A 22,930-nucleotide genomic window follows, 5' to 3' on the forward strand; every position below is an offset into this window, starting at 1 on the left:
GCTCTAGGTGCGTGAGGAGAAGAGCGAGGCGAGTGTCGAAGCCGGCTTGTTGTTCATCCGCGGCACCACGACGAGCTGCCGGATGTCTCCACGCTTGTAGGCAGCCAGGAAGCGCTTGTAATCCCTAAAGGAAACGCAGCCGTTGGAGTCGCCGTTCCTGCCGAGCATATAGGTGTGTGCCAGCAGACCGACACGGTTGAAGATCGCGTCCGAACCCTGCACCGGCGTCAGGCGAATGGCCGCCACGCCATGGAACAGGGCTTCGCGCATCGTTAGGTTATAGGTGTGCGGCGGCGTCGGTCCGCGCATTTTCTGATCAATATAACGCGGGTTGTCGCGCATCTTGCCGAGACCGGAATGGGCCTCCAGCCGCTCGCCGTTCGGCAGGTAGACGGTAGCGTTTTCAATGTCGTAGATCGCCACACCAGCGCGCAAGCGCGGCGTAAAGACCGGCTTGTCATAGCGCGGCACCGCATCGTCTTCGTCATCTTCGATCGGCGAGTTCGGCTTGGCATAGGCAAGCACAGGCTCGGCAGTCCGCTGCGAACCCTTGGAGACAGGCGCCGGCTTGCCGACGAGGCCATCGGGCCGCGCCATCGGGAGCGGTACGGAATCCTCATCGGGGGTGAGAACCAGATCGAAAGGCCGCGCACCATCGTCTGCCTCGGCAACCTCCATCTCGGCCGGCTTGTTGGCGGCGAGAGCAGCGGGGATCGCCGGCAGCAGTTCGACGGGAGCGGGCATGACGCGTGGGCCGGCGTCGGCTAGAGCGAGCATAGCCGGCATTTCGGCCGCAGCGACTGCATCCTTCGACGGGATGATGATCCGGTCGGCGCCATCCTCGGCAGGAGTGGCGGCAGCGGTTTGGACGACGGCTGCCACCGCCTTGACAGTGTCTTCCTTGTTGAAGCGCGGATTGTCGGAGACGGCCACCGGCTGAAGTTCCGCGACGGCAACGGGGAGGCGATTGGTCTTGGCGAGCGCGAGCTTTGCGCTCGATGCCGCCGAGGTCTTCTCGGCGTGAGACTGGATAATCTGAGCCGTTAACGGCATGACCGGCTTGGCATTGAATGCTGCAAGCCGCGAAGCCTTATTGACATGGATAAGCCGCTCATGCGTGACGGCAACAGGCGTTGGCCTTGGTGCTGCTGTGACCGGAGCGATCTCCTTCGGTGAGGAGAAGGGCATCGATACGGATTGCATTGTGGCAATCGTGCCGATAAGCCACGTGGAGGTCAAAAGTCCGGCTATTGCGATGCCGGTGAGTAAACCGCGAGATCTGCCTGAATGAACAGCGGATCCGCCAAAAGGGGCGACGTTATTGAACGTCCCTACCGCAAACGCCATACTCTACTCGTCTTCCAAAACGCGCTACGCAGGCCGGCAGCACTGACTTACGGATCTTTGCCGGAGCCGCTAACTGCCCAAAAAGGCCGAATTTTGGCCCATTCGCGACAAGCGACCGTTTCTTAAGGATGACGAACTATGGTTTCCAATTAGTTTACAGGTGCAGGGTTCCGTTTCGATTGTCGCGAAAAGAGACGTAATATCTTAGAAAAAGCTATTTTTCAAAGGTTTGCCGCGATCGGTATGTCACTGCTCGGTGAGGGCGACCAGGCGGCGGGAAATTTTTGTGCTTTCAGCTGCGCGCCATCACATAGCTGCCCGGAGCTTCCTCGATCGCATTGAGTGCTGCTCCACCCACCTTGCGGGCAGCCACGCGCTCGCCGGTTTGCGATTCGATCCACGCGTGCCAGTGCGGCCACCAGGAACCCCTCGTCTCCTTTGCCTTGGCAAGCCATGCATCATAGTCGCCCTTGGCCGGGCCGCCGGTCCAGAACTGATACTTATGCTTGTCCGGCGGATTGACGACGCCGGCAATATGACCGGAGCCTGCAACAACGAACTGCACCTTGCCGCCAAAGAACTGGCTGCCGACGAAGACGGAATTTGCCGGCGCGATGTGATCCTCGCGGGTCGCGAGATTGTAGATGGGTATCTTGATGTCCTTCAGCGACAAGGTCTTGCCGTCGAGGACCATCTCATCCTTGGTCAGCGCATTCCTGAGATAGCAGTTGCGCAGGTAGAAGGCATGATTGGCCGCAGCCATGCGGGTCGAATCGGCATTCCAGAACAGCAGGTCGAAGGGCAGGGGCTCCTGGCCCTTCAGGTAGTTGTTGACGAAATAGGGCCAGATGAGCTCGCTCGCCCTGAGCATGTTGAAGGCTGTCGACATGCGCGAGCCGTCGAGATAGCCGAGCGCCTGCATATGCGCTTCCAGCGCCTGAAGCTGCTCCTCGTCGACAAAGACCTTCAGGTCGCCGGCATGGGTAAAATCGACCTGGGTGGTGAAGAGCGTTGCACTCTTGATGCGCTTGTTCTTTTCCTTGGCGTGCAGGGCAAGGGTTGCGGCAAGCAGCGTGCCGCCGACGCAATAGCCGATGGCGTTGACTTCCTTCTCACCGGTTGCCTTCTCGACCGTTTCCAGTGCGAAATCGACGCCTTCCCTTGCGTAAGCCGTCCAGTCCTTCAGCGCATGGCGGCTATCCGGGTTGACCCAGGAGATGACGAAGACCGTATGTCCCTGGTCCACGCACCACTTGATGAAGGATTTCTGCGGGTTGAGATCGAGGATGTAGAATTTGTTGATCCACGGCGGGCAAATCAGCAGTGGCCGCTTGAGCACGGTTTCCGTCGATGGCTCGTATTGGATGATTTGGCAGATTTCGTTCTGCGCGATCACCTTGCCCGGTGTCAGCGCCATGTCGCGGCCGACGGCGAATTTGGTCATGTCGGTCTGGCGCATGCGGAGTTCGCCGCGACCGGCAATGATATCCTCGGTCAGCATCCTCATGCCGCGCACGAGGTTTTCGCCGCTCGTTGCGATCGTCTCACGGTAGACCTGCGGATTGGTGACCACAAAATTGGTGGGCGAGAGCGCTGCCGTAATCTGCTTCACATAGAAGCCGGCCTTGTGCTTGGTGTGCTCGTCCAGCCCTTCGGTCTCGGCAACCAGCTTTTCGGCCCAGTCGGCGGTCACGAAATAGACCTGCTTTAAAAATTCGAAGAAGGGATTCTTCTGCCAGTCTTCGTCGGCGAAACGCTTATCCACCCGTGCGATCGGTTCCGCTCCCAGCGGGCTGCCCTGCATCCTCTGCACGGAGTTCATCCATATGCCGAAGAACGAGCTCATCAGCTGCGTCTGCGCCTCGAAGGTTCGGCGCGGATCGGAAATCCAGTAGTCCGTCACCTTGGAGAGCGTCTTCACCATATCGGTGACGGGTTCGACGACCGTGTCGGAGATTTCGCCGCGCTCACGCGGGCCGAGCCACGCCGAAGCTGCCCTGCCGAGGTTTTCGAGCGCACGGGCGAAGTTCATCGCCATGGCCTCGGGATCCTTCAGGAGATAGGGATCGAGATCCTTGGCGTCGAAATCCACCTTTGCACCATTCTCCCGCTTGCTGTCGGTCACGCACTTCCTCCGGCGGCAGCATCCACTGTTCATTCGTTGTACATCTGCGGCGATGAAGAAAACAAGTTCCGCGCGCCCGCTCTCATGCTATTGCTTTGTCGCTGCGACGAATTTAACAGTCGAAGCAGGCAGGATTGGATCATCAGGCATGACGACGACAGGCATTGGGCATATCGCGACCTTCACCCGCACCGCAGCAATCTGCGCGGCGGCCGCGGCCATGGCCATTGCGCTTGCCGGATGCAACAAGACCGCTGAGGAGAAGAAGGCTTTTGCCCAGCGCATGGCAGCGCCGACGGCAGTCGTGATGCCGGCCTCCAAGGGCGAACCCGTTGAAGGCGGCCTTACCAAAAGCCCGGACGGCTACCCGTCGTTCGGTGCGCCGCTGACGGCCGCCAATGTGCAGATGAGCGACGAACAGGCGGCCGAGCTTCAGCACCAGCTGACGGCCCTGACCGCCAAGCGGCAGTCGGGCGCAATCTCGGAAGCGGAGTACCAGCGTCGCGTCGCCGAGATGCGCGCGCTTGCCGCCGACCACGGGGCCGCGACGCTCTCCGAAATCACCAAATAAGCCTTGCCTTTAAGGCGATTTGGACGCAAAGCCTTCCGGATGGATCGGAAGACGCAATTTTCCCGATAATGCGCTTCGTGCGCGGCTTCTCCGTCAAAGATTTGCCGCGCAGTTAAGTTGAAGAGGAATACGGCGCTGCGAGTCTGAAGCTCGTATCGCAGATGCCGGGAGACGGAACGAGCTTCGACAGCGGTCAGGTTGGCCGCATTTCCATGGGGAAAGAGATGGAAGAGTTTCACAAAGTCCGGCGTTTGCCGCCTTACGTTTTCGAACAGGTCAACCGTTTGAAAGCGAGCGCGCGAGCGGGCGGGGCCGATATCATCGATCTCGGCATGGGAAACCCTGATCTTCCGACCCCTCAGGCGATCGTCGACAAGCTCTGCGAGGTCGTTCAGGACCCGCGCACCCATCGTTATTCGTCCTCCAAGGGCATTCCCGGTCTGCGGCGCGCGCAGGCTGCCTATTATGCGCGCCGATTCGGCGTGAAGCTCAATCCGGATACGCAGGTGGTCGCTACCCTTGGCTCCAAGGAAGGCTTCGCCAACATGGCGCAGGCCATCACCGCACCGGGCGACGTCATCCTCTGCCCGAACCCGACCTATCCGATCCATGCCTTCGGCTTCCTGATGGCTGGCGGTGTGATCCGCTCCATGTCGGTCGAGCCGGACGAGAGCTTCTTCCCGCCGCTGGAACGCGCCGTTCGCCACTCGATCCCGAAGCCGCTGGCGCTGATCCTGAATTACCCGTCGAACCCGACGGCCTTCGTGGCGACCCTCGACTTCTACAAGGACGTCATCGCCTTCGCCAAGAAGCATGACATCATCGTGCTGTCGGACCTTGCCTATTCGGAAATCTATTTCGATGGCGAGCCGCCACCGTCGGTTCTGCAGGTGCCGGGCGCAATGGATGTGACGGTTGAATTCACCTCCATGTCCAAGACCTTTTCCATGCCCGGCTGGCGCATGGGCTTTGCGGTCGGCAACGAGCGGCTGATCGCAGCACTGACGCGTGTGAAGTCCTACCTCGATTACGGTGCCTTCACGCCGATCCAGGTTGCCGCAACCCATGCCCTGAATGGCGACGGTTCCGACATTGCGGAAGTCCGCAACGTCTACAAGCGCCGCCGCGATGTCATGGTCGAGAGCTTCGGCAAGGCCGGCTTCGAAGTGCCGCCGCCCGCTGCCACCATGTTCGCCTGGGCGAAGATCCCGGAAAAGTTCCGTCATCTCGGCTCGCTGGAATTCTCGAAGCTTCTGGTCGAGAAGGCCGACGTCGCCGTTGCCCCGGGTATCGGTTTCGGCGAACAGGGTGACGATTACGTTCGTCTGGCGCTTGTCGAGAACGAACACCGCATCCGCCAGGCTGCGCGCAACATCAAGAAGTTCATGTCGACGGCGGACGAGACGATGCACAACGTTATCTCGCTCAACGCCCACCGTTAATTCCAACCTCGAAGACAGCCGCAGATTTGCGGCTGTCTCTCACTAGACATTTCAGGATCGATCCATGGCAGATGCCCTCAAAATCGGCATTGCGGGCTTGGGCACCGTTGGCGCCTCGCTTGTTCGCATCATCAGGCAGAAAAGCAATGAACTTGCAGTCACCTGCGGACGCCCGATTACGATTACGGCAGTTTCGGCGCGTGATCGTTCGAAGGACCGTGGCATCGATCTGACTGGCATCACCTGGTACGAGCGTCCGGAAGAACTGGCCGAAAAGGCCGATATCGACGTGTTCGTCGAGCTGATCGGCGGCGCTGAAGGGGCTGCAAACGTAGCTGTTCGCGCCGCTCTTTCCCGCGGTCTCCATGTGGTGACCGCCAACAAGGCGCTGCTTGCCTATCACGGCGTCGAGCTTGCGACGATCGCCGAAGAAAAGGGCTCGCTCCTGAACTTCGAAGCGGCCGTTGCCGGCGGCATCCCTGTTATCAAGGCGCTGCGTGAATCGCTGACGGGCAACACGATCTCGCGCGTCTACGGCATCATGAACGGCACCTGCAACTACATCCTCACCAAGATGGAGAAGGAAGGCCTGTCCTTTGCCGATTGCCTGAAGGAAGCTCAGCGCCTCGGTTATGCCGAAGCCGATCCGGCTTTCGACATCGAAGGCAATGACACCGCCCACAAGCTTTCGATCCTGACGACGCTTGCCTTTGGCAACAGGATCGCCGCCGACGATATCTATCTCGAAGGCATCACCAATATCTCGATCGACGATATCCACGCCGCCGCCGACCTTGGCTACCGCATCAAGCTGCTCGGCGTCGCCCAACGCACGGATACCGGCATCGAACAGCGCGTGCATCCGACCATGGTGCCGGTCGATTCCGTCATCGCCCAGGTCGATGGCGTTACCAATGCGGTCGCAATCGAATCCGATATCCTCGGCGAATTGCTGATGGTCGGCCCCGGCGCCGGCGGCAACGCCACGGCCTCTTCGGTGCTCGGCGATATCGCCGACATCGCCAAGAGCCAGCCGGGCGCCCAGCGCGTTCCCGTTCTCGGCCATCCTGCCAAGTCGCTTGAGACTTACCGCAAGGCGCAGATCCAGAGCCATGAGGGCGGCTATTTCATCCGCCTGACCGTTCTCGACCGCACCGGCGTTTTTGCCAGCGTCGCCACGCGCATGGCGGAAAACCAAATTTCGCTGGAATCGATCGTCCAGCGTTCCAAGCAGCATCTGGCGCCCTCGCACCACCAGACGATCATCCTCGTCACCCATGCGACCATGGAGGATTCGGTGCGCAAGGCGGTCGCTGCAATCAAGGAAGAAGGCTACCTCGTCGGAGAACCACAGGTCATCCGCATCGAGCGTCCCAAGGAAGAATCCTGACGCTTTGTTCCAATTTGGAACGGTTCAACCCGTCCGAGGTCGCTCGGACGGGTTTTCTGTTATTAATCAAAGCATTTCGCCGAATTTATATTAACAGATATGTAGATATAGATATAATCAACCTGGGAGCCGTTGGAGTCGCGGGTTGAGGAATATCGAGCATACGCATGATCATGTTCGGACGGAGATCGAAAACCCTCAGGCGGGCTTGCAGAAATCTGACCCTACGGCGCCTGGAGCTGCCTTCGAGCGCGAGGCGCCGCGAGGGCGGAATTGGGCCACGCTCCTGATCCTGCTTTCGATCCTCTTCGTCCAGCTGCTTGTTATCGGCTTGGTTATCTGGGCAATTTTCTGGTAATCCACAGGCTTGAAATCACCGCTTTGCTATCTGCCCTGCATCTGTAAAAAGGGCAGATGATGAAAGCGGAGTTTGGCATGGCAGATCAGGTCGATCCGGTACCGCGTGCCTTCCTGGGCGTCGAAAAATCGGTTCTCGACAATCGCTGGGTTTCACGCCTCGATCAGGCGGGGCAGAACCGCGCGCTCGCCATGTCGCAGATGCACGGCCTGCCGGATCTGATCGCACGTGTGCTTGCCGGCCGCGGCGTGACGGTGGATGAGGCAGTCGAATTCCTCGATCCCACCATCCGCAGCCTCATGCCAGACCCCTACAAGCTGACGGACTGCGAGAAGGCCGCCAAGCGCCTTGCCGCTGCGATCCGTGACGGCGAGCCCGTCGCGATCTTCGGTGACTACGATGTCGATGGTGCAGCCTCCTCCGCGCTCATGTATCGCTTCCTGACCCATTTCGGCGTCAAGGCGCATATCTATATTCCCGATCGCATCTTCGAAGGTTACGGGCCTAACCCGACGGCCATCAATCAGTTGATCGACAACGGCGCTAGCCTCATCGTCACGGTCGATTGCGGCTCCACCAGTCATGAGGCGCTGGCGGCTGCCGCGGACCGCAACATCGATGTCGTCGTCATCGATCACCACCAGGTGACACACGAGCTGCCGCCTTGCCACTCCCTCGTCAACCCAAACCGCGAAGACGATCTTTCCGGGCTAGGGCATCTTTGTGCGGCCGGTGTCGTCTTCATGGTGCTGGTTGCAACGCTGCGCCTGCTGCGCGAGGCTGGAGACAAGCGCATTCTCGCGATCGATCTCCTGCAGTGGCTGGATATAGTGGCGCTCGCGACCGTCTGCGATGTCGTGCCCCTCAAGGGCCTCAACCGCGCCTATGTGGTCAAGGGGTTGGTCGCGGCGCGCCACCAGAGCAATGCCGGTCTTGCGGCACTATTCCGCAAGGCGGGCCTGGCAGGTCCTGTTACGCCCTATCATTTCGGCTTCCTGATCGGCCCGCGCATCAATGCCGGCGGGCGAATCGGTGATGCTGCGCTGGGAAGCCGCCTGCTGACGCTGGACGATGCCGTAGAAGCCGAAGCCATCGCTCAGCGGCTGGACGAGCTCAACCGCGAGCGGCAAGCCATGGAAGCGATCATGCTGCAGGAGGCCGAGGCCGAAGCGCTGGCCGAGTATGGAGACGGCGAGGGGGCTTCCGTTATCGTCACCGCGCATGAGAAATGGCACCCCGGTATTGTCGGCCTCATTGCCGCGCGCCTGAAGGAGAGGTTCAAGCGACCCGCCTTCGCCATCGCCTTCGATCCCTCAGGCAGGGGCACCGGTTCGGGGCGTTCGATCAACGGCTTCGACATGGGCAGGATGGTGCGTGCAGCGGTCGACGAGGGACTGCTTGTGAAAGGCGGTGGTCACGCCATGGCTGCCGGCTTGACCGTCGAGCGCGGCAAGCTTGGCCTGCTGAGAGCCTTCTTCATCGAGAAAGCACAGAAGACGGTATCGGCTCTTGTTGCCAATGAAACGCTGAAGATCGATGGTGCTATCGCTGCAAGCGGCGCAACGATCGAGCTTATCGACCGTCTGGAAACGGCGGGGCCTTATGGCTCGGGACATTCCCAGCCAGTCTTTGCCATACCGGCGCATCGTGTGCGTGATTCCCGCCTGGTCGGCGAGCGGCATGTGAAGGTGACGCTGGAAGCCATGGACGGTGCGCGCCTCGACGGCATAGCCTTCAGGGCTGCCGAGACCCCGCTCGGCAACCTGCTTCTCAACTCTCGCGGCGCCAACCTGCATGTCGCAGGCTCGCTCGGTGCCGAACACTATCAGGGCTCGCGCAGAATCCAGCTGCGTATCAGCGACGGCGCACCGGCCAAGTGACTGGCTGAAGGGCTAGGCTTGGAAAGAGATCAGGCCGGCTGCGGCTGAGAAAGCGGTGCTTTTCTGCGAAGGCGAGTGACGATCACGGCAAGCAATATGCCGCCCGCAATGATTCCGACGGACAACAGCGGCCTGTAGGCGAACCAGCCTATGGCGATGACAACAGGGCCGACGAGCAGTGTCAACACGCAGGCCACGATGCTCGTGCCGAAGCCGATGACCGAGCCGAGAAACGGAATCAGGTCGGCGAGGATGGGCAGGAGCGCAAACATCAGCTTGAAACTGACGAACAAGCCGATGAGGCCGCAGGCGCGCACAAGCCAGGTGATAATGCTGTTTTCGCTCTCTGCCGTTTTGAACATCTGGCCGGCATCCACATGGCCATCAGCGGTAAGGAAAATATCGCGGTGGTTGGTCGTCTCGTAGGGAACGAGCGCGCTGTGACTCTGCTTGCCGACGATGCTTGCCGTTTCCACGTCGATTCTCTGGTAGGTGATCCTGAGATCGCCGACGTCGGGCAGGTTTTCGTTCAGACCGATATAGGCACCCTCGGAATTGCGCTTTGCCGGCCGGCTGGCGCCAACCTGCACCGCTATGCGCTGCACGTCGCTGTCGGTGAGCGCGAGTCGCGAATAGTCGCCGATCCCCGCCACATCCTTGCCTGGTACCGAGAAGGCGCCGACATGCGCCGTTTTTGCCGTGAAGGTGGCGCCGTCAGGCATGCTGGTTGGATTTTGATGATCATCAGATTGCTTGAAGCGGCTCGAATCGACGATGTCCGAGCGCCATTCCTTGGTGTAGGAATAGGTCGTCGTCGTTTCTTCGCCGCCACCCAATGTCTTTTTGGTCTGGCTCTCGCTCTTTTCCACCCACTGATACATCGCGACGCTACGGGAAAGGCCGACGGCCCGATCGGCGATGACGCCGAATTGGCTATCCTGCGGGATCTGATCGGATTTCACCGCGCCACTGATATGGACCAACTTGCCTTCATTGGCCGAATCGATAGCCGCACCATCGACCGAAATCACCTGTGACGCGCCTTCGGACAGAGCGCGATAGGTCTGGATCGCACGTCCTTCGTTCCATATCAGCAGCCAGATACATCCGATAAGCAGAACAAGGCCGACCAATGCGCCGATCAGCGCGCTTTTGATGCGCTCAAACCACGAGGTATAGGTCGTTTCCGTATGGCTCATATCCGAAAATCCCTTGTCGCTCAGGAGTATGTTGGAGTGCCGTGTCAGCAGAAATGCCTTGATGATCTTAGACGCCGCCCGCTAATCCCCGGTAAATACCGAAAACCATTTTTGGGCTGATCATATCGTTGAAAAGAATGAGTTTTCCGAAGATTGCGGAGCGAGTTCACGAGCCGAGCTTCGTTCTGCAGACGGCAGCGTATGATGCGTGATGTCATTGCATTTGCCCCATCAACTCGCGCGACAAGCACAGTTGGATCCGCGAACGGAACTCTATGAAAAGACAGGGAAATGATGAAGGAGAGTGGCACGCCCTAGGGGAGTCGAACCCCTCTTTACAGAATGAAAATCTGTCGTCCTAACCGATAGACGAAGGGCGCGTGCTCTGTGGTGGCGCCCTTATAGTCAGCACCTTTCTGCGCCGCAAGCGGCAAAATGAGAATTTTTCGCCGGATTATGCAGATTTTTTCTGGGCTTGTGGAAAAGTGGAAAGCGGACGGGAATGATTGTCTTCGCCAGACCTTGTCGCTGCGTGAATTGTTGGCCTGCAGCGGTGGGTCACCATATGACAGGACAAATTTAGTTCTTCGTGAAATTTCGGTCGGTGGCTTTTGGTACGCCCTAGGGGAGTCGAACCCCTCTTTACAGAATGAGAATCTGTCGTCCTAACCGATAGACGAAGGGCGCAGGCTTTCAGCTCAAATAGGAAAGCGCAATGCGTTCCGCAAGCGGTAAGTATAATGTCGAATTGGAAGAAGAAGTGGCACGCCCTAGGGGAGTCGAACCCCTCTTTACAGAATGAAAATCTGTCGTCCTAACCGATAGACGAAGGGCGCGTGCTGTGGTGGCGCCCTTATAGTCAGGCACTTCCGATCCCGCAAGCGGCAAATTCGAAATTTTTCAAAAAAATGACAAGCCGTTTCCGCTTGTGGAAAATGAAGATTATTGCAGCTGAATCAAAGAGCTGCAGTGGCGGCTGGAAATCGGGGTCCGGCCGCTTTCCCTACGTCACTCTTTCAGAGGGGGAAGGTCAGATCGCCCTTGCCGAAGCGATCGGCGCGCTCTTGCGGCCGCAGCCCCAGTTCCAGTCTCGGGCATTGCCGGTGTCCAGATGGACCGAATCCGTGTGGCAATAGGTGCCGACACCGCCGCGGTTCGGGAGCGAGCGGATATATTGGGCGATATCCCATTTGCTGATGCCGTCGATCTGGATATCGGCGGCCTCGCAGCTCTTGTGCATCGACTCCTCGGCGCCGCCGACTTCACGATTGTGCTGCGGATCGCGATAGCCCGATGTAATAACGACGGGCTTGCCGAAATGAGTCTCGACCGTCTTGATGACCCGCATGAGATCGGGCTTGAAGCAGCCGACCTGGACGCTGTCGTTCTGCACATGCAGGCCGTTCGGCGCCACACGCGTCATGCCGGGCAGCGATGCCTTCTGCAGCAGCCCGGAAAGGCTGCTGAGCAGGTTCTGCTTCGGCGCGCTGTAGAGCGCATTCATCGTCGATCCCGGAATGCTTCCGCCGGCAAGCGAAGCCGTCTGATCAGGCGCAAGCTTCGTGCTGGTATTCTGTGACGACTGCTGCGGCAGCATCTCGCCTTGCTGTGGCTCGGGCGGCGCGCTGAACACGCTCGATCTTGGGCCAGCGTTCTCAGGTGCGTAGGCGTTCACGCCCTGCCGCTGGATGACCGTCGAGGTCGAATTGTTCTGCGGCAGCGGCTGATGATCGGAAAAGATGCTCATCGCCTGCGCATTGATTCGCGTCGACTGCATGACGAGACCGCCGATATTGGCCGGCTGCTGCTGTTGCATAGACGGATCGACGGGCGGCGCGGCCGTTGCCGCATTCGGATCTTGCACTGCTGCCTGCGGATTGACACCGGAGACATTGGTCAGCATCGGATCGCGATAGAGCTGTTTCGACGCGGGGGACGATGCGGCGGGCATTGCTGCTGCAAGCCTCGGCGCCGGCTGTCCCCCCACAGCCGGTGTGGCGACGGCGGCCGAATCAAGCGCCTTCTTGTCGGAGACGCAGCCGGAAAGCGCCAGGATAGAGCTGGCGATCAGCAAAGCACCGACAGCCTGCCGGCTCGGAGGGGCAATCCGCTTGTTGTTTCTGGGCAACCGAGAAATCTCCGGTGAATGCGGAAGGCGCCCGAAAGCGCGCTTCCGTTACGATAGAACCGGAGAATGCCTCGTGAAGCTTGCCTGCAGCTTGGCTTACCAGGCGCCGGTATTGCCCATGGACAGCCAGGGTTCGGCCGGGGCCAGTTTTTCGCCCTTCTGCAGGATCTCTATCGAGATGCCGTCGGGCGAGCGTACGAAGGCCATGTTACCATCACGCGGGGGGCGGTTAATCGTAATACCATTGTCCATCAATTTCTGGCAGATCGCGTAGATGTCATCCACCTCATAGGCGAGGTGACCGAAATTGCGTCCTCCGGTATAATCTTCCGTGTCCCAGTTATAAGTGAGCTCCAGGCAGGGAGCTTTTTCGCTGCGGGCACGGTCGAGATCATCGCGAGCGGCCAGGAAAACGAGCGTGAAGCGGCCCTTCTCGTTCTCATGGCGGCGGATTTCCTCGAGTCCGAAGAGTGTGGTGTAAAAATGGAGGGAAGCGTCGAGGTCTTTGACGCGAACCATGGTGTGGAGATAACGCATTGTGTTTCCTCTCTCTATTTAGGCTAGCCCATCTGGAGTAACAGACGCCAGTTTCGGGCAAGTCATCGCTATAAAATGTACAGTTGGGAATAACCGAAAACTAGGACTTGCGCTTATCCGTTACCAAGATGTTAATCTTGATTTCAAGAATCAGTTAACCGTAACAGTGTGACGCGTATTGAGGGGCTGGCGACATGGCTGACAGGATTTCATCGAATGGCTTTACCGACCTTGAGGAGTTGTCGGGGGAACCGGTTGACCTCGTTGAAATCACCGGCGTGGTGAAATGGTTCGACGTGGCCAAGGGCTTTGGCTTCATCGTTCCCGACAATGGCATGCAGGATGTGCTGCTGCACGTAACCTGCCTCCGACGCGACGGCTACCAGACCATTCTTGAGGGCACCCGAATCGTCGCGCTTATCCAGCGTCGCGAGCGTGGCTTCCAGGCCTTCAAGATCCTCTCCATGGATCAATCGACTGCGATCCATCCCTCGCAGATGCCTCCGGTTCGCACCCATGTGCAGGTCACGGCAACCAGTGGCCTCGAGCGCGCCCTGGTCAAGTGGTTCAACCGCACCAAGGGTTTCGGCTTCCTGACGCGCGGTGAGGGCACGGAAGACATATTCGTTCACATGGAAACGCTCCGCCGCTTCGGCCTCACCGAACTGCGCCCCGGCCAGGTGGTGCTGGTGCGCTTCGGCGACGGCGAGAAGGGCCTGATGGCTGCCGAGATCCATCCTGACGTTCCGAGCCCGGTTGGCCGGTCTCACTGATGCGCAGCCTTTTCTCCGTTGAGATGATGAGAAGCGCCTCCATGGCGCTTTTTTTCATGGTCGCCCTGCCGGCATTTGCACAGCAGGACATGCACTTCGATAGAGAACCGCTGATCATCCAGACGGCTGCGGGCAAAATGCTGCACTTCACCGTAGAGATCGCTGCCACCGGCGACCAACGCGCCTACGGCCTGATGTTCCGCAAGACGATGGCCGAGAACGTCGGCATGATCTTTGATTTCGGCGTATCGCGGCGTGTCACCATGTGGATGGAAAATACCGTCCTGCCGCTCGACATGCTCTTTGCGGACGACAGGGGCGTGATCACCCATATCAAGGAAGACGCCACGCCCTATTCCCGCGACATCATCGATTCGATGGGTGAGGTCCGATATGTGGTCGAGATAAACGCCGGCATCGCCCGCAAGCTCAATATCCGCCCCGGCGATCGTATCGTCAGCGCCACGACAACGAAAAAGGCGAAGTAAGCCTGTGAAATCTGCCGGCCTAGGTGGATTTATGGGGTTGCTAGGACAGGGGGAAGCGTGTATTCCCGCTGCCAACAACGGCTCGGAGTGTAGCGCAGTCTGGTAGCGCATCTGGTTTGGGACCAGAGGGTCGGGAGTTCGAATCTCTCCACTCCGACCATGTTTTTCCCTATATCCCTAGTGATTTGAGATTGGCGCCACAATTTGTTGCGTTGCCGTCACAAGGCGGATTTTGGCATCGGGAACATGCGACAATATCATTCACGTCGCTAAAGCACGCCTGTCTATGCGTGCCGTGATTCAGCCCTGAGCAAGCAGGCCGACATATTGGGCATAACTGATCGCCGCGTAAAAAAACGCAGTGATGCTGGCTCCAATCATGATGGCGTGGAATTCTGCAGAGGTTCTCATAGTTCTCACCCGTGTCACAACGGTTGGTAGGCACCCTAGTCGCCTATGCCGGCCATAACAATTAGAAAGCGATCAAAACATGCAACAATCCGAAACATTTCGGATTGTGTAACAGGATTGCCCGCTTATCCACACCCGGCTGCAAAGAGGGCTGCGCCTTGGGCGCTCCGTATTAGAAACGCACGGAGCGGCAATCGGTTTCGCTCACCTGTCCATGCTGTGATAACGGCGCTTTTCCCTTGAAAAGACGAGGATTCGCGGATAATCAAAATTCACTTCTTGCTGCCATACTGGGATATGCAAGCGAGCCTGATCAGGGTTGATTTATGAAAGGCGGGCGCCGCCCGCATATCGGAGGCACTGCAGCATGTCTGCTAAGATCTATCGTCCGGCCAAGACCGCAATGCAGTCCGGTAAGGCAAAGACCCATCTCTGGGTGCTGGAATTCGATCAGGAGCAGCCGCGCAAGATCGATCCGATCATGGGCTACACCTCGTCAGGCGACATGCGCCAGCAGGTCAAGCTGACCTTCGAAACGCAGGAACTCGCAGAAGCCTATGCCAAGCGCAGCGGCATCGAATACCGCGTGATTGCTCCGAAGGATCCCATCCGTCAGGTCGTCGCTTATCCGGATAATTTCCGCTATACCCGCACCCAGCCCTGGACGCATTGATCCGTACGCGGTTCAAGACAAATATGCCGCATGTCGCGGGATCGCGACATGCGAGACGGCCCCTTAGCTCAACTGGATAGAGCAGCTGCCTTCTAAGCAGCAGGTCGCAGGTTCGAGTCCTGCAGGGGTCGCCACTTTTTCAGAATTTTCTAGATATCGCGACATGACTATGAACTCTGTTCGTGGCCAAGGGCAGCATTAGAATCGGTAACAACAACAAGCCGGCGGCGCATCGGATATGACGACGCGCCGCCGGCCTTTGTTTTATTGGCTCTTGCTGCCTTAACCCTCGGGCGACAGCGTCATGGACGTGCCTGTCGCGGCAACATTGAGGCCAAGCTGGCCCGTGACGCTGATCGTCTGAAGATGGATCGAACCGGAAGTGCCGCCAAAGAGGACGTTGGTGCCGAGGCCGCCGACAAGCGTGGCTTCAGCGGTCGCACCCTGGTAGAGGCCGGCCAGCGAGCCGCGGTGATAGCCGGCTGTCGGCGCGAAGACGGCCCAAAGCAGACGACCACGCGTGGTGAAGCCGAGATCCACGCCGAACTTGCGCAAAGCACCGCTGTAATGTTCAGGCGATTCGCCACGGCTCGTCGGCTGGAAGACACAATCGATCTGCTTGGAAGAACCAAGCACATAGCCGACACCACCGCCGATATCGCAATCGAGATAGCCGATCTTCACGCCCCCGCTTACATCGGGAGCCACCGGCGGCTCCGTCCGTACCAGGTCCGCCGCACTGGCGCTCATGGCAAAAGCCTGGAGCAACGAGGCTGCGGCGATTGTGGTCGCGAGTATCTTTTTCATTTTCGTCTCCTTTGGATATCGCAGGAAGGATATAACGTCGGCTTTGTCATAACCAAGGCAGGAAAGTCTTTGCGGTCATTTTGGTTCCGACAGTCATCTGTGCCAAGCTGCCGCACCCATCTTTTATGGAACTCTATCGGCCTGCATCGGTTGTCCAGATATCCATTTTTCAAACAATGGAGATCAGAATGAGCAAGACCAATGCAGACGAAATCCGCAAGAAAACAGAGCGGCAGGTAGAGAACACCAGTGCCGGAGGACATCTTGGCGGGACTTATTTCGGCCAGCAGCCCGATGGCAAGACGGCCTCTTCCAGCAGTTCCGAGGCACGAAAGTCACGGCCGAACGACGGCCGCAACTGACGTGAGGACGATTGCAACGGGCATTTGCGACTGGCCCGAGAGGTCAGTCGCCTCATCCAAAGGTGGTATTTGTCCCAAGTTGAAACGCACGAATCTAGTAAATTTTAGGGTATTTTAACCATGATTTTCTCTCGGCAGCTTCCCTGAAACATTTGGAACCTGACCGCGTTTAATTCGCACGGGCTAATCCAATGAGCGTCGCCCTTGGCAATTCGGGCAGCGGCATAAACGTCAATGCCAGCATCGGCGGTGGTGATGGAACAGGCCCTGCGCTTTTCGGGCCGAATGGCTTGAATCTCGGCCTTGGTCTCGGAGCCGCTAGCACAGGTGGAGGCGCGAGTTCCGGCGACGGTACCGGGGTAGGGTCCGGCAGCCTCACGCCGACAGTGGTGCTCCAGCGCTTCCGGGAAATGTCTGTCAATGACCAGAAGAAGATGCTTGTTCGCTGTCGGGATATATCCGTTTCCAGCGGGTATGATTCTGGCCTCGCAGGGCTGTTCGGTCTGCTGCGCTCTACGGCTTCCCGTTAGAACGCATGAAAAACCCGCCGGTAATCAGCCGGCGGGTTTTGAATGTTATATCTGCCTGATCAGTGCAGGATCTGGCTGAGGAACAGCTTGGTGCGCTCATGCTGCGGATTATCGAAGAATTCGGCCGGCGAATTCTGCTCGACGATCTGGCCCTGGTCCATGAAGATCACGCGGTTCGCGACCTGGCGGGCAAAGCCCATTTCGTGGGTGACGCAGAGCATGGTCATGCCTTCTTCGGCAAGGCCCACCATCGTATCCAGCACTTCCTTGATCATTTCCGGATCGAGCGCCGAGGTCGGCTCGTCGAACAGCATGATCTTCGGGTTCATGCAGAGCGAACGGGCAATCGCCACACGCTGCTGCTGGCCGCCCGACAACTGGCCTGGATATTTGTTGGCCTGTTCGGGGATCTTGACGCGCTTCAAGAAATGCATGGCCACTTCTTCGGCCTGCTTTTTCGGCATTTTGCGCACCCAGATCGGCGCCAGCGTGCAGTTCTCCAGAATCGTCAGATGCGGGAAAAGGTTGAAATGCTGGAACACCATGCCGACTTCGCGGCGCACTTCGTCGATCTTCTTCAGGTCGTTGGTCAGTTCCGTGCCGTCAACCACGATCCGGCCCTTCTGGTGCTCTTCCAGACGGTTGATGCAGCGGATCATCGTCGACTTGCCTGAACCCGAAGGGCCGGCGATGACGATGCGCTCGCCGCGCATGACCTTGAGGTTGATGTCGCGAAGAACGTGGAAGTCGCCGTACCACTTGTTCATGTTGATGATCTCGACGGCCACATCGGTCGCCGACACGGTCAATTTCTTGGTGAGAGGCTCTGCCATTGCGGGTTCCTATTCTTATCGTTTGTGGCCGGTGTCGAGATGGCGTTCCATGAATGCTGAATAGCGCGACATGCCGAAGCAGAAAAGCCAGAAGGTGAAGCCGGCGAAAATCAGCCCGGACAGCGGCGTCACAGCCGTTGCCCAATTGGCATCGGTGAAGTTGAGGCGAACGATACCAAGCAGGTCGAACATGCTGATGATCGATACCAGTGACGTGTCCTTGAACATCCCGATGAAGGTGTTGACGATGCCGGGGATCACGAGCTTGATCGCTTGCGGCATGATGATCAGCCGCATCTTCTGCCAGTAGCCGAGGCCAAGCGAATCCGCACCCTCGAACTGGCCCTTTGGAATGGCCTGCAGGCCGCCGCGAATGACCTCAGCCATATAGGCGGAGGCAAAGATCGATACACCCACGATCGCTCGCAGCAGTTTGTCCACCGTCCAGCCGGCCGGCAGGAAAAGCGGCAGCACTACGCTTGCCATGAAGAGAACCGTGATCAGCGGCACGCCACGCACGACCTCGATGAAAATGATGCTCACCATGCGGATGACAGGCATATGCGAGCGTCTGCCGAGCGCTAGAAGAATACCGACCGGGAAGGAGACGACGATGCCGACGAAAGAGAGCACCAGCGTCACCATCAGCCCGCCCCAGAGCGGCGTGTCGACGATTTCGAGGCCGAAGCCACCATAAAGCAGGACGAAAGAGACGATCGGCAGCACGACGAAGAGCAGGATCGCATTCAGCCCCTTGCGCGGCACAGATGGGATGAGCATCGGCACGAGCAGGAGTACGAAGAGAATGCCGACCAGTGTCGGCCGCCAGCGCTCGTCGAGTGGATAGCGTCCGTAGATGAATTGGTCGAACTTGGCATTGACGAAGGCCCAGCAGGCACCACTCCAGCCATCCGGCTGAATGCCGCCCTGGACTGTCGTGGCGCAGAAGGTGCGGTCCGGACCTGTCCAGACCGCCTGCACGAACAGCCAGTTAACGGCATGCGGTAGAGCCCAGGCGAGGAAGGTCGCTGCCAGAAGAGTGAGGATGATATCCTTGGGTGTCGCAAGCAGGTTGCGGCGTATCCAGGCTGCCGCACCCTTTTCTCCAGCCGGAGGCGGCTCCGGTGCGAGTATGGTGGTTCTGACGAAACTGTCGCTCATCTTATCTCTCCACCAGCGCCATCTTGGCATTGAACCAGTTCATGAGCAGAGAGGTCACGATGCTGAGGCTGAGGTAGATGACCGCCCAGATCAGGATCACCTCGACGGACTGGCCCGTCTGGTTCAGCGTCGTGCTGCCGACAGCAACGAGATCGGCAAAGCCGATCGCGATCGCCAGCGACGAGTTCTTGGTGAGGTTCAGATACTGGCTGCTCAGCGGCGGGATGATGATGCGGAAAGCCTGCGGAATGACGACCAGCCGGGTGATTGCCGAAGGATGCAGGCCGAGTGCCGCTGCCGCCTCCGTCTGTCCCTTGGGCACGCCGCGGATACCTGAGCGCACGATCTCGGCGATGAAGGCCGCCGTGTAGAAGGAAAGCGCCAGGAAAAGCGACATGAATTCCGGGCCGACCACGGAACCGCCGGTCAGATTGAACTTGCCGGCGACCGGGAAATCAAAAGACAGGGGTGCGCCTGCGAGCAGGAATGCAATGAGCGGCAGGCCGACGATGAGGCCGATCGAAACCCAGATCGTGTGGAACGGCTGACCTGTCGCGGCCTGCCGACGATGCGCCCACCGTGCGGTGATAATAGTGGCGATGATCGCGACAGCGAAGGCAACGCCGACCAGCCAGAAACCGTCGCCGAAGATCGGCTTGGGGAAGGCGAGGCCGCGATTGTTCAGATATGATCCGAGAGGCAGATGCAGCGAGTCACGGGCATTGGGCAGAATCGCCAGAACACCCGAATACCAGAAGAAGATCACCAGCAGCGGCGGGATGTTGCGGAAGACTTCCACATAGACCGTGCAGAGCTTGGCAATCAGCCAGTTCCGCGACAGACGGCCGATACCGACAACGAAGCCGATAATCGTTGCAGTGATGATGCCGGTAACGGCGATCAGGATAGTATTCAGAAGGCCGACGAGCAGCGCACGGCCATAGGTCGAATCACTCGAATACGGGATCAGCGACTGGCCGACTTCGAAGCCGGCGCGTCCGTTCAGAAAGCCGAAACCCGATGCAATGTTGGCGCGCGCCAAATTGACTGCCGTATTGTGAGCAATCGACCAGATCAGCGCGACCAGCAAGACAATGGTAAGGACTTGGAAGAAGATGCCCCGAACTGTCGGGTCATAGAGGGCAGACTGGAAGCTCCAGCCGCTCCTGGGCAAAGATGTTGAATCCGCAACCTGATGCGTCATGCCTGGCCAATTCCCCACGTTATGCGCTCCTTTTCGGAGCTTTTTTATAGGAGGAGGGAAAGGCGGTTATCCGCCTTTCCGGCTTTTCATGCGTAGTGCCGATTAACGAACCGGCGGAGCGTACTGAATGCCGCCCTTGTTCCAGAGAGCGTTGAGGCCGCGCGAGATCTTCAGCGGGCTCCCCTGGCCGATGTTCTTTTCGAAGACTTCGCCATAATTGCCGACGGTCTTGATGATGTTGTAGGCCCAGTCATTGGTCAGGCCGAGATCGGTACCGATCTTCGTGTCGGCTTCAACGCCGAGGAAGCGCTTGATATCCGGGTTCGGCGAATTCTTCATGTCGTCGACATTGGCCTGCGTGATACCGAATTCTTCGGCGTTGATCATCGCGTAGCCGACCCAGCTGACGACATCGAACCACTGGTCGTCACCCTGGCGAACGGCCGGGGCGAGAGGCTCCTTGGAAATGATTTCCGGCAGGATCATGTGCTCGTCCGGGTTCTTCAGCGTCAGACGCAGCGAGTAGAGGCCCGATTGGTCAGTCGTGTAGACGTCGCAACGGCCGGAGTCATAAGCGGCGTTGACCTCATCCAGTTTCTCGAAGACGACCGGATTGTACTGGAGGTTGTTGGCCTTGAAGTAGTCGGCGAGATTGAGCTCGGTGGTGGTGCCGGACTGCACGCAGACGGATGCGCCGGAGAGTTCCAGAGCCGACTTCACGTTCAGGCTCTTGCGAACCATGAAGCCCTGGCCGTCATAGTAGTTGACGAAGCGGAAGTTCAGGCCGAGAGCCGTATCACGGTTGATCGTCCAGGTCGTGTTGCGGGCCAGAACGTCGACTTCGCCGGACTGCAGGGCCGGGAAGCGGTTCGCGGCGCTAAGCGGCGTGAACTTCACTTTGGTCGGATCGCCGAAGACCGCAGCGGAAACCGCGCGGCAGAAGTCGACGTCGAAGCCCGACCAGTTGCCGGACGCATCAGGTGCAGCAAAGCCGGCAAGACCGGTGTTGACGCCGCACTGGACAAAACCTTTTGCCTTTACGTCTCCGAGAGTAGTGGCCGAAGCGGCCGAAGCGCCAAGAGCGAAAACTGCTGCGCCGGCTGCTGCGGACAGGAGCTTGTACTTCATTTTTCCCAACCTTTTTCCGTTGTCTTATCTTTATCTTTTCGGGGAGTGGCCGGATTGAACTAGCCCATGTACCTCCCCATTTCCCGCAACCCTCCCGGCGCGAGTGGGTCTATCACAGTCGCAAATGTCACTATGGTCAAGTGTCGCGGCCAATAATTGCGGCAAAATTCAGCATTTTGGTGGATTGCGCTGCGTCTCTAGGCACTTGGCTAGAAATTGGGCTCTAGCTTGAGGAAAAAAATAGCGCTGAAATCGCGAAGTAAAGGCCGGCGGCTTCGCGGGCGAGGCTATCACGTCAAGTTGTAGGGGTTGACCCTGATGGCGACGGGGTTCAAGAGTTCGGCCTTTGCATACCCTCGCCAGAAGGCCATTTCCAACATGAAAGATCTAGACAGTCTCCTGCCGGGCGCCGGCATAAATACCCGTCTTTCCCATATCGGCTATGACCCCGCGGATTATCACGGTTTCGTCAATCCGCCGGTGGTGCGCGCGTCCACGGTGCTCTTTCCCGACGCCAAGTCCATGGAGACGCGCAACAAGAAATACACATACGGCACCCGCGGCACGCCGACGACCGACGCCCTTGCCGAGGCGATCAATGCGCTCGAAGGCTCGGCCGGCACTGTGCTGGTGCCCTCCGGCCTCGCTGCCGTCACGGTCGCCATCCTGGCCTATGTTGCGGCAGGCGATCACGTGCTGGTCGTCGATTCCGTCTACGGTCCAACGCGCCATTTCTGTGACACGGTCCTGAAGCGCATGGGTGTCGAGGTCGACTATTTCGATCCGGCGATCGACGCGGCCATCGAGACGCTCTTCAAGCCGAACACCACGGTCGTGCTGACCGAAGCCCCAGGCTCCAATACTTTCGAGATGCAGGATATCCCGGCCATCGCGGCTGTGGCGCACAAACACGGCGCCGTCGTGCTGATGGACAACACCTGGGCCACACCTCTCTATTTCCGGCCGCTGGACTTTGGCGTCGACGTGTCCATCCATGCCTCGACCAAATATCCATCGGGCCATTCCGACATTCTGATGGGAACCATTTCCGCCAATGCCGAGCACTGGCCGCGGCTGATCGAAACGCATGGCACACTCGGCCTTTGTGGCGCGCCTGATGATTCCTACCAGATCCTGCGTGGCCTGCGCACCATGGGGATCCGGCTGGAGCGCCACTACGAAAGCGCGCTGGCAATCGCCACGTGGCTCGAAAACCGCGAAGAGGTTGCCCGCGTCCTGCATCCGGCCCTGCCGAGCTTCCCGTCGCACCATATATGGAAGCGCGACTTCAAGGGTGCCAGCGGCATCTTCTCCTTCGTGCTGAAGGTTGACGATCCGCAAAAGGTCAAGCCGAAGGCACATGCCTTCCTCGATGCGCTCTCTTATTTCGGACTGGGCTATTCCTGGGGCGGCTACGAAAGCCTTGCCATACTGGTCAATCTTTCGGACCGAGAGATCGCCAGGGCCCCGGCCGAAGGTCCGGTCATTCGCCTGCAGATCGGTCTGGAAGATGTCGTTGATCTCAAGGCTGATATCGAGCGCGGCTTTGCTGCAGCAAACGCCGTCTGATCAGCCACCATTTG

At 58.8% G+C, this 22,930-nt stretch carries 19 protein-coding genes, 5 tRNA genes and 1 pseudogene; 12 read left to right on the plus strand and 13 right to left on the minus strand.

Annotated features, from left to right (window positions below):
• Positions 1-3: 3 nt before the first annotated feature.
• Positions 4-1,347 carry a DUF2778 domain-containing protein gene (locus AB8B33_RS07450; protein ID WP_439014858.1) on the minus strand — a complete coding sequence of 448 codons (1,344 nt, stop codon included), beginning with the start codon at positions 1,345-1,347 and terminating at the stop codon, positions 4-6.
• A gap of 292 nt (positions 1,348-1,639) precedes the next feature.
• A pseudogene (phaC, locus tag AB8B33_RS07455) lies at positions 1,640-3,494 on the minus strand (class I poly(R)-hydroxyalkanoic acid synthase).
• Positions 3,495-3,620: 126 nt separating this feature from the next.
• On the opposite strand from phaC, the gene AB8B33_RS07460 reads away from it, so the two are divergent.
• The 4 genes from AB8B33_RS07460 to recJ all read left to right on the plus strand — a co-directional run bounded on the left by AB8B33_RS07460 (position 3,621) and on the right by recJ (position 9,113).
• Positions 3,621-4,043: a hypothetical protein gene (locus AB8B33_RS07460; protein WP_113322389.1), complete on the plus strand. Its 423-nt coding sequence runs from the start codon at positions 3,621-3,623 to the stop codon at positions 4,041-4,043.
• Positions 4,044-4,267: 224 nt separating this feature from the next.
• A complete protein-coding gene (locus AB8B33_RS07465; RefSeq protein ID WP_007825161.1) occupies positions 4,268-5,485 on the plus strand; it encodes an LL-diaminopimelate aminotransferase in 1,218 nt (405 codons plus the stop codon).
• Positions 5,486-5,549: 64 nt separating this feature from the next.
• The gene (locus AB8B33_RS07470; RefSeq protein WP_007825159.1) at positions 5,550-6,875 is read left to right on the plus strand and encodes a homoserine dehydrogenase; all 1,326 of its coding nucleotides are present in this window, start codon (positions 5,550-5,552) and stop codon (positions 6,873-6,875) included.
• A 435-nt stretch (positions 6,876-7,310) separates the two neighbouring features.
• Complete coding sequence (recJ, locus tag AB8B33_RS07475) at positions 7,311-9,113, plus strand: single-stranded-DNA-specific exonuclease RecJ (RefSeq protein ID WP_310383255.1); 1,803 nt, start codon at positions 7,311-7,313, stop codon at positions 9,111-9,113.
• A gap of 29 nt (positions 9,114-9,142) precedes the next feature.
• Here recJ and AB8B33_RS07480 read toward each other — a convergent pair whose 3' ends face one another.
• The 6 genes from AB8B33_RS07480 to gloA form a co-directional block, all read right to left on the minus strand.
• Complete coding sequence (locus AB8B33_RS07480) at positions 9,143-10,312, minus strand: TMEM43 family protein (protein WP_439014859.1); 1,170 nt, start codon at positions 10,310-10,312, stop codon at positions 9,143-9,145.
• Between the two features lie 305 nt (positions 10,313-10,617).
• Positions 10,618-10,692: transfer RNA gene (locus tag AB8B33_RS07485), tRNA-Glu, on the minus strand.
• A 232-nt stretch (positions 10,693-10,924) separates the two neighbouring features.
• Positions 10,925-10,999, minus strand: a tRNA-Glu gene (locus AB8B33_RS07490).
• A 74-nt stretch (positions 11,000-11,073) separates the two neighbouring features.
• Positions 11,074-11,148 (minus strand) — tRNA-Glu (locus AB8B33_RS07495).
• A 194-nt stretch (positions 11,149-11,342) separates the two neighbouring features.
• On the minus strand, positions 11,343-12,440 hold the full coding sequence (locus AB8B33_RS07500; RefSeq protein ID WP_439014860.1) for a YcbK family protein: 1,098 nt from the start codon (positions 12,438-12,440) through the stop codon (positions 11,343-11,345).
• Positions 12,441-12,536: 96 nt separating this feature from the next.
• The gene (gloA, locus tag AB8B33_RS07505; RefSeq protein ID WP_112545722.1) at positions 12,537-12,977 is read right to left on the minus strand and encodes a lactoylglutathione lyase; all 441 of its coding nucleotides are present in this window, start codon (positions 12,975-12,977) and stop codon (positions 12,537-12,539) included.
• 194 nt (positions 12,978-13,171) lie between these two features.
• Between gloA and AB8B33_RS07510 the strand changes: the two genes are divergently transcribed.
• From AB8B33_RS07510 to AB8B33_RS07530, 5 genes are all read left to right on the plus strand, one after another.
• Positions 13,172-13,750, plus strand: a complete 579-nt coding sequence (locus AB8B33_RS07510) for a cold-shock protein (protein WP_007827433.1) — start codon at positions 13,172-13,174, stop codon at positions 13,748-13,750.
• Positions 13,750-14,238, plus strand: a complete 489-nt coding sequence (locus tag AB8B33_RS07515; protein ID WP_439014861.1) for a DUF192 domain-containing protein — start codon at positions 13,750-13,752, stop codon at positions 14,236-14,238. The genes AB8B33_RS07510 and AB8B33_RS07515 overlap by 1 nt, the downstream gene beginning before the upstream one ends.
• An 83-nt stretch (positions 14,239-14,321) precedes the next feature.
• Positions 14,322-14,398, plus strand: a tRNA-Pro gene (locus tag AB8B33_RS07520).
• Between the two features lie 618 nt (positions 14,399-15,016).
• Positions 15,017-15,322, plus strand: coding sequence for an ETC complex I subunit (locus tag AB8B33_RS07525; protein WP_310383286.1), 306 nt, complete (start codon positions 15,017-15,019; stop codon positions 15,320-15,322).
• Between the two features lie 57 nt (positions 15,323-15,379).
• Positions 15,380-15,456: transfer RNA gene (locus tag AB8B33_RS07530), tRNA-Arg, on the plus strand.
• 148 nt (positions 15,457-15,604) lie between these two features.
• On the opposite strand, the gene AB8B33_RS07535 is transcribed toward AB8B33_RS07530, so the two are convergent.
• Entirely contained in the window at positions 15,605-16,129 is a 525-nt protein-coding gene (locus AB8B33_RS07535; protein WP_439014862.1) for a DUF992 domain-containing protein, read from the minus strand.
• 188 nt (positions 16,130-16,317) lie between these two features.
• Between AB8B33_RS07535 and AB8B33_RS07540 the strand changes: the two genes are divergently transcribed.
• Positions 16,318-16,491 (plus strand): hypothetical protein, encoded by a 174-nt coding sequence (locus AB8B33_RS07540; RefSeq protein ID WP_439014863.1) that lies wholly within the window; start codon positions 16,318-16,320, stop codon positions 16,489-16,491.
• A 191-nt stretch (positions 16,492-16,682) separates the two neighbouring features.
• Complete coding sequence (locus tag AB8B33_RS07545) at positions 16,683-17,021, plus strand: hypothetical protein (protein WP_439014864.1); 339 nt, start codon at positions 16,683-16,685, stop codon at positions 17,019-17,021.
• A 59-nt stretch (positions 17,022-17,080) separates the two neighbouring features.
• Here the strand turns inward: AB8B33_RS07545 and AB8B33_RS07550 are convergent, their stop codons facing one another.
• From AB8B33_RS07550 to AB8B33_RS07565, 4 genes are all read right to left on the minus strand, one after another.
• Positions 17,081-17,854: an amino acid ABC transporter ATP-binding protein gene (locus tag AB8B33_RS07550; protein WP_007827421.1), complete on the minus strand. Its 774-nt coding sequence runs from the start codon at positions 17,852-17,854 to the stop codon at positions 17,081-17,083.
• A 15-nt stretch (positions 17,855-17,869) separates the two neighbouring features.
• A complete protein-coding gene (locus tag AB8B33_RS07555; RefSeq protein WP_113322781.1) occupies positions 17,870-19,015 on the minus strand; it encodes an amino acid ABC transporter permease in 1,146 nt (381 codons plus the stop codon).
• A gap of 1 nt (position 19,016) precedes the next feature.
• Entirely contained in the window at positions 19,017-20,219 is a 1,203-nt protein-coding gene (locus AB8B33_RS07560; protein WP_113322783.1) for an amino acid ABC transporter permease, read from the minus strand.
• Positions 20,220-20,321: 102 nt separating this feature from the next.
• On the minus strand, positions 20,322-21,347 hold the full coding sequence (locus AB8B33_RS07565) for an amino acid ABC transporter substrate-binding protein (RefSeq protein WP_113322785.1): 1,026 nt from the start codon (positions 21,345-21,347) through the stop codon (positions 20,322-20,324).
• Between the two features lie 378 nt (positions 21,348-21,725).
• Between AB8B33_RS07565 and AB8B33_RS07570 the strand changes: the two genes are divergently transcribed.
• A complete protein-coding gene (locus AB8B33_RS07570; RefSeq protein ID WP_439014865.1) occupies positions 21,726-22,916 on the plus strand; it encodes a cystathionine beta-lyase in 1,191 nt (396 codons plus the stop codon).
• Positions 22,917-22,930 lie beyond the last annotated feature (14 nt).

The organism is Rhizobium sp. 768_B6_N1_8, assembly GCF_051811225.1.
In the GTDB taxonomy this organism is placed as follows: Bacteria; Pseudomonadota; Alphaproteobacteria; order Rhizobiales; family Rhizobiaceae; genus Rhizobium.